The organism is Pseudomonas sp. MF6394 (genome assembly GCF_002018845.1).
In the GTDB taxonomy this organism is placed as follows: domain Bacteria; phylum Pseudomonadota; class Gammaproteobacteria; order Pseudomonadales; family Pseudomonadaceae; genus Aquipseudomonas; species Aquipseudomonas lactis.
The window spans coordinates 1-6,829 of the sequence record NZ_MVOJ01000067.1; the positions used below are offsets into that span (position 1 = coordinate 1).

Annotated in this window: 6 protein-coding genes; all 6 read left to right on the forward strand. The window is 62.7% G+C overall.

What is annotated here, in order from left to right:
- The first annotated feature begins 556 nt into the window (after positions 1–556).
- Genes MF6394_RS32620 through MF6394_RS32645 form a run of 6 tightly spaced genes read left to right on the forward strand, consistent with a single transcriptional unit; the run spans position 557 to position 6,596 of the window.
- Positions 557–3,478, forward strand: a complete 2,922-nt coding sequence (locus MF6394_RS32620; protein WP_078468290.1) for a monovalent cation/H+ antiporter subunit A — start codon at positions 557–559, stop codon at positions 3,476–3,478.
- Entirely contained in the window at positions 3,478–3,822 is a 345-nt protein-coding gene (locus MF6394_RS32625) for a Na+/H+ antiporter subunit C (protein WP_003192163.1), read from the forward strand. The genes MF6394_RS32620 and MF6394_RS32625 overlap by 1 nt, the downstream gene beginning before the upstream one ends.
- Positions 3,819–5,501 (forward strand): monovalent cation/H+ antiporter subunit D, encoded by a 1,683-nt coding sequence (locus MF6394_RS32630; RefSeq protein WP_032896621.1) that lies wholly within the window; start codon positions 3,819–3,821, stop codon positions 5,499–5,501. The genes MF6394_RS32625 and MF6394_RS32630 overlap by 4 nt, the downstream gene beginning before the upstream one ends.
- Positions 5,498–5,986 (forward strand): Na+/H+ antiporter subunit E, encoded by a 489-nt coding sequence (locus MF6394_RS32635; protein ID WP_044267902.1) that lies wholly within the window; start codon positions 5,498–5,500, stop codon positions 5,984–5,986. The genes MF6394_RS32630 and MF6394_RS32635 overlap by 4 nt, the downstream gene beginning before the upstream one ends.
- Complete coding sequence (locus MF6394_RS32640; RefSeq protein ID WP_003192168.1) at positions 5,983–6,261, forward strand: K+/H+ antiporter subunit F; 279 nt, start codon at positions 5,983–5,985, stop codon at positions 6,259–6,261. Before MF6394_RS32635 ends, MF6394_RS32640 begins: the two co-directional genes overlap by 4 nt.
- Positions 6,258–6,596 (forward strand): Na+/H+ antiporter subunit G, encoded by a 339-nt coding sequence (locus tag MF6394_RS32645; RefSeq protein WP_014718935.1) that lies wholly within the window; start codon positions 6,258–6,260, stop codon positions 6,594–6,596. Before MF6394_RS32640 ends, MF6394_RS32645 begins: the two co-directional genes overlap by 4 nt.
- Positions 6,597–6,829 lie beyond the last annotated feature (233 nt).

A 6,829-nucleotide genomic window follows, 5' to 3' on the forward strand; every position in this document is an offset into this window, starting at 1 on the left:
GGCCACCTCATGAACACTACTGGCAGACAGGCACTCTTCAATCAATGATTGCTTGAGCGCTAGGTTGTATTTCGTCATGGAACACTCTCCCGAGGGGGCAGGTGTCCAACATTCGGGGGGCAGTTCACGTCAGGGCGGAACCCTAAGTGGCCGTTACCGCAGCAATGGATATGCACACAATCCAACTGTGTCGCCTGCCAGGCCGCCTTCGCGAGCAAGCCCGCTCCCACAGTTGGATCGTGGGGTGCCAGGTAGAGAAGTGTCGGCTGATAGGCCGCCATCGCAGGCAAGCCAGCTCCCACAATTGGATCGTGGGATGTCAGGGAGATAAGCGTCGACTGTCAGCCCGTCACGGGAGCAAGCTCCCTCGCCACAGGTACGGCGTCGCTGCAGATAACGGCTCCCACAGAGGTCGGCTTTTAATTCAAGCGCAGGTTCAAACAGTGCCAAATGGGAAGTTTCAGCCTACCTTGTAGGATCCTGCCACATCTTGGCGTTTGGTGATCGTGAAAGCGGCACGTATGATGCATCCCAAACTCCCGCAGATTAGAAGCCTATGTCCCTGATAGTTCTACTGCTTCTGCCTTTTATCGGCAGCTGTCTGGCGGCCTTGCTGCCGCATAACGCACGTAACACCGAATCCCTGTTGGCCGGCCTTGTGGCATTGGTCGGTACTATTCAAGTCGCCCTGCTCTACCCCCAGATCGCCCACGGTGGCGTGATCCGCGAAGAATTCATGTGGTTGCCCAGCCTGGGGCTGAACTTCGTGTTGCGCATGGATGGGTTCGCCTGGCTGTTCTCGATGCTGGTGCTGGGCATCGGCACGCTGGTGTCGCTGTATGCGCGTTATTACATGTCACCGGACGACCCGGTGCCGCGTTTCTTTGCGTTTTTCCTGGCGTTCATGGGCGCCATGCTGGGCCTGGTGATCTCCGGCAACCTGATCCAGATCGTGTTTTTCTGGGAACTGACCAGCCTGTTCTCGTTCCTGCTGATCGGCTATTGGCACCACCGCGCCGATGCGCGCCGTGGTGCGTATATGGCGCTGATGGTCACTGGCGCAGGCGGTTTGTGCCTGTTGGCGGGGGTGATGCTGCTGGGGCATATCGTCGGCAGCTATGACCTGGACCAGGTGCTGGCGGCGGGCGATCAGATTCGCGCGCATTCGCTGTACCCGGTCATGCTCGCCCTGGTGCTGATCGGCGCCTTGAGCACAAGCGCGCAGTTCCCCTTCCATTTCTGGCTGCCCCACGCCATGGCGGCGCCGACGCCGGTTTCGGCCTACCTGCACTCGGCGACGCTGGTGAAGGCCGGCGTGTTCCTGCTGGCCCGCCTGTGGCCGTCGCTGTCCGGCAGCGAAGAATGGTTCTGGATCGTCGGCGGTGCCGGCGCCCTCACTCTCCTCCTCGGCGCTTACTGCGCCATGTTTCAAAACGATCTCAAAGGCCTGCTGGCCTATTCCACCATCAGCCATCTCGGGCTGATCACCCTGCTGCTGGGCCTTAACAGCCCGCTGGCCGCTGTTGCCGCCGTCTTCCACATTCTCAACCACGCCACCTTCAAGGCTTCGCTGTTCATGGCCGCGGGCATCATCGACCACGAAAGCGGCACGCGGGATATCCGCAAGCTCAGTGGCCTGGTGCGCCTGATCCCGTTTACCGCGACCCTGGCGATGGTCGCCAGTGCGTCCATGGCCGGGGTGCCGTTGCTCAATGGTTTCCTGTCCAAAGAGATGTTCTTTGCCGAAACCGTGTTTATCTCGTCGACCCAATGGGTGGAAATCGCCCTGCCGCTGATCGCGACCATCGCCGGTACGTTCAGCGTGGCCTATGCCTTGCGCTTTACCGTGGACGTGTTCTTCGGCCCGCCCGCCACCGACTTGCCGCACACGCCCCACGAGCCGCCGCGCTGGATGCGCGCACCGGTCGAGCTGCTGGTGTTCACCTGCCTGCTGGTGGGGATTTTCCCGGCCCAGGTGGTCGGCTCGATCCTCGCCGCTGCCGCCCTGCCGGTGGTGGGCGGTACCTTGCCCGAATATAGCCTGGCGATCTGGCACGGCTGGAACGCGCCGATGATCATGAGCCTGGTGGCGATGACCGGCGGCGTGGTGCTGTACCTGTTGCTGCGCAAGCAACTCAAGCGTGGCCGCTTCGAATACCCACCGCTGATCGGCTACTTCAACGGCAAGCGCGGTTTCGAGCGCTGCCTGGTGGTGATGATGCGCGGCGTGCGCCGCATCGAGAAGCGAATCAGCACCAAGCGCCTGCAAACCCAGTTGTTCCTGTTGGTGCTGCTGGCGGTGATCGGCGCAATGATCCCGATGATCAACAGTGGCCTCAGCTGGGGCGACCGCCCGAAAATCCCGGGTTCCATCGTCTTCGTCACCTTGTGGTTGCTGGCGATTGCCTGCGCTCTTGGCGCCGCCTGGCAAGCCAAGTACCACCGGCTGGCGGCCCTGACCATGGTCAGCGTGTGCGGCCTGATGACCTGCGTCACCTTCGTATGGTTCTCGGCACCGGACCTGGCCCTCACCCAACTGGTGGTGGAAGTGGTCACCACCGTGCTGATCCTGCTGGGCCTGCGCTGGCTGCCACGGCGGATCGAAGAAGTCTCGCCACTGCCCAGTTCGCTGCGCAAGGCGCGTATCCGCCGCCTGCGTGACTTGCTGCTGTCCACCGCGGTCGGCGGCGGCATGGCGCTGTTGTCCTACGCGATGCTGACCCGCCAGACGCCCAACGATATCTCCTCGTTTTACCTCAGCCGCGCCCTGCCCGAAGGCGGCGGCAGCAATGTGGTGAATGTGATGCTGGTGGACTTCCGTGGCTTCGACACGTTGGGCGAAATCACCGTACTCGGCGCCGTGGCCTTGACCGTGTACGCCTTGCTGCGCCGCTTCCGCCCTTCCAAGGAAAGCATGGAGTTACCGCCCCAACAACGCCAACTGGCGCCGGACGTGGCGACCGATCTGGTCAACCCGCGCCAGGCCAGCGACACCGCCCTGGGCTTCATGATGGTGCCGGCGGTGCTGGTGCGCTTGCTGCTGCCGATTGCGCTGGTGGTGTCGTTCTACTTGTTCATGCGTGGCCACAATCAACCGGGTGGTGGTTTCGTCGCCGGGCTGGTGATGTCGGTGGCGTTTATCCTGCAATACATGGTCGCCGGTACACAGTGGGTCGAGGCGCAGATGAGCCTGCGGCCGATGCGCTGGATGGGCTTCGGCCTGCTGTCGGCCACCTTGACCGGGCTGGGTGCGCTGTTCGCCGGGTACCCGTTCCTCACCACGCATACCTGGCATTTGAGCCTGCCGCTACTGGGCGATATCCATATCGCCAGTGCGCTGTTCTTTGACGTCGGCGTGTACGCCATGGTCGTGGGCTCGACGTTGTTGATGCTTACCGCCCTCGGCCACCAGTCGGTGCGCGCGCATAAACCGAGCAACCAGCCCAAAGTGGTTGCTGCAACCGAAGGAGCCGCCTGATGGAAGAAGTCATCGCAATAGCCATTGGGGTCCTGGCGGCCTCCGGCGTCTGGTTGATCCTGCGGCCACGGACGTTCCAAGTGGTCATGGGTTTGTGCCTGCTGTCCTACGGCGTCAACCTGTTCATCTTCAGCATGGGCAGCCTGTTTATCGGCAAGGAGCCGATCATCAAGGACGGCGTGCCCCAAGACCTGCTCAACTACACCGACCCACTGCCTCAGGCCCTGGTGCTCACGGCCATCGTCATCAGCTTCGCCATGACCGCGTTGTTCCTGGTGGTGCTGCTGGCATCCCGGGGCCTGACCGGCACTGACCATGTAGACGGCCGGGAGCCCAAGGAATGACGTGGATGAATCAACTGATCGTCGCGCCGATCCTGCTGCCGCTGCTCACCGCCGGGCTGATGCTGATGCTGGGCGAGAAACGCCGCCCGCTCAAAGCCCAGATCAATCTGTGCTCCAGCATCGTCGGCCTGGGCGTTGCTGTGCTGCTGTTGTACTGGACGCAACAAGGCGGCCCCGGCTCCATTGGCGTGTACCTGCCGGGCAACTGGCAGGTACCGTTCGGCATCGTGTTGGTGGTGGATCAACTGTCGGCGATGATGCTGGTGCTTACCGGGGTGATCGGCGTGAGTGCGCTGCTGTTCGCCATGGCGCGCTGGGACCGTGCGGGCACCAGCTTCCATGCCCTGTTCCAGATCCAGCTGATGGGGCTGTATGGCGCCTTCCTCACCGCCGATCTGTTCAACCTGTTCGTGTTCTTCGAGGTGCTGCTGGCCGCCTCCTACGGTCTGATGCTGCACGGTTCCGGCCGCGCGCGGGTGTCGTCGGGGCTGCATTACATTGCGATCAACCTGCTGGCGTCGTCGCTGTTCCTGATTGGCGCGGCGATGATCTACGGCGTCACCGGTACGCTGAACTTCGCTGACCTGGCGCTGAAGATCCCGCTGGTGCCGGAGGCCGATCGCGGCCTGTTGCATGCCGGTGCGGCGATCCTGGCGACGGCGTTCCTGGCCAAGGCCGGCATGTGGCCGCTGAACTTCTGGCTGGCGCCCGCCTACTCCTCGGCCAGCGCGCCGGTGGCGGCGATGTTCGCGATCATGACCAAGGTCGGCGTGTACACCGTGCTGCGCCTGTGGACCCTACTGTTCTCCGGCCAGGCCGGCGCCTCGGCGCTGTTTGGCGGCGACTGGCTGGTGTACGGCGGCATGGCGACCATCATTTGCGCGGCACTGGCGATGGTGGCGGCGCAGCGCCTGGAGCGCATGGCCAGCCTGAGCATCCTGGTGTCGGCCGGGATCCTGCTGTCGGCCGTCGGGTTTGCCCAGCCGAGCCTGACCGCTGGGGCGCTGTTCTATCTGGTCAGCTCCACCCTGGCACTGAGTGCGCTGTTTTTGCTGGCGGAATTGATCGAGCGTTCGCGTTCGGCCAACGATCTCCCATTGGATGAAGAGATCGATGCGCTGCCCAAAGCCATGGAATCGCTGCATCCGCGCCCGGGCGTGAACCTGGACGATGAGCAAAAAGCGGTGATCGGCCAGGTCATCCCTTGGACCATGGCCTTTCTCGGCTTGAGCTTTATCGCCTGTGCGCTGCTGATTATCGGCATGCCGCCACTGTCCGGGTTTATCGGCAAGCTCAGCCTGTTGAGCGCGCTGATCAACCCACTGGGCCTGGGCAACGCCGTGGATGAGTCAATCCGCCCAGCGGCCTGGGGCTTGGTGGCGCTGCTGATTCTCTCTGGCCTGGCCTCGCTCATCGCGTTCGCCCGCCTCGGTATCCAGCGCTTCTGGACCCCGGAAGAACGCCCATCACCGCTGCTGCGCCGCTACGAATGTGTGCCGATCTTCCTGCTGCTGGGGTTGAGCATCGCGCTGACCTTCAAGGCCGAGGCGCTGATGCGCTACACCCAAGCCACCGCCGACAGCCTGAACAACCCGGAACACTACGTGATGGCAGTGCTCGCGACCCGGCCAGTGCCCAGCCCTGAAGCCAAGGCCGCCGCCCTGGAGGTGCAACCATGAAGCGTCTGTTCCCGGCTCCCTGGTTGTCGTTGGCGTTGTGGGTGTTGTGGCTGGTGCTGAACCTGTCGATCAGCCCCGGCAACCTGTTGCTGGGCGCACTGCTGGGCTTTCTTGCGCCGCTGCTGATGGCGCCGCTGCGCCCGCTGCCGATCCGCATCCGCCGCCCAGGGGTGATCATCCGCCTGTTCTTCCGGGTCGGCCTCGACGTGATCATCTCCAACCTGCACGTGGCCTGGGGCGTACTCACCTGCGGCTCCCGCCCACCGCGCTCGCGCTTTATCAAGATCCCCCTGGACCTGCGCGACGCCAACGGCCTGGCCGTGCTGGCGATGATCACCAGCGTGACCCCCGGCACCGTCTGGTCGGAACTGGCCCTGGACCGCAGCATCCTGCTGCTGCACGTCTTCGACCTGGATGACGAGGCCTCGTTTATCCAGCAATTCAAGCACGCCTACGAACGGCCCCTGATGGAGATCTTCGAATGAGCGCCCTGCTCGCCAATGCGATCCTGTTCAGCCTGTTCCTGTTTTCCCTGGCCATGGTGCTGACCCTGGTGCGCCTGTTCAAAGGCCCCTCGGCCCAGGACCGGGTACTGGCGCTGGACTACCTGTACATCCTGGCGATGCTGATGATGCTCACCCTGGGTATTCGCTATGCCAGCGACACTTACTTTGAAGCGGCGCTTTTGATCGCGCTGTTCGGCTTCGTCGGCTCGTTCGCCCTGGCCAAATTCCTGCTGCGTGGCGAGGTGATTGAATGATGCCGTTATGGGTTGAAATTATCGTGGCGGCGTTGCTGTTGCTCAGCAGCCTGTTTGCCTTGATTGGCGCGATTGGCTTGCTGCGGATGAAAGAATTTTTTCAACGCATGCACCCGCCGGCACTCGCCTCGACGTTGGGGGCCTGGAGCGTGGCGTTGGCGTCGATCATCTACTTTTCAACGCTCAAATCCGGGCCGGTGTTGCATGGCTGGTTGATTCCGATTTTGCTCGCGATCACCGTGCCGGTCACCACACTGCTGTTGGCGCGAACCGCCCTGTTCCGCAAACGCATGGCCGGTGATGACGTCCCCGCCGAAGTCAGCAGCCGCCGCTGATTCACCAAACGAACGAATTAATAATGTGGGAGCTGGCTTGTCGGGTCGCCGCATCGCTGCGAAGACGGCCTGACAGCCGACCGGGATGTTGGATTTGACCGCGTACATATCCGTTATTTAGGTAACGGCCACTTAGGGTTCCGCCCTGACGGCGGCTCACTTTTGAACAGCGCAAAAGTAAGCAAAACGCTCTTGCCCCACCACTCGGCACCTCGCTTAGGCTCGGTGTGCCC

Bases quoted from the DNA above. Each gene is read 5' to 3' on its own strand.
- MF6394_RS32645 (WP_014718935.1), top strand. From the start codon at position 6,258: ATGATGCCGTTATGGGTTGAAATTATCGTGGCGGCGTTGCTGTTGCTC.
- MF6394_RS32630 (WP_032896621.1), top strand. From the start codon at position 3,819: ATGACGTGGATGAATCAACTGATCGTCGCGCCGATCCTGCTGCCGCTG.
- MF6394_RS32620 (WP_078468290.1), top strand. From the start codon at position 557: ATGTCCCTGATAGTTCTACTGCTTCTGCCTTTTATCGGCAGCTGTCTG.
- MF6394_RS32625 (WP_003192163.1), top strand. From the start codon at position 3,478: ATGGAAGAAGTCATCGCAATAGCCATTGGGGTCCTGGCGGCCTCCGGC.
- MF6394_RS32640 (WP_003192168.1), top strand. From the start codon at position 5,983: ATGAGCGCCCTGCTCGCCAATGCGATCCTGTTCAGCCTGTTCCTGTTT.
- MF6394_RS32635 (WP_044267902.1), top strand. From the start codon at position 5,498: ATGAAGCGTCTGTTCCCGGCTCCCTGGTTGTCGTTGGCGTTGTGGGTG.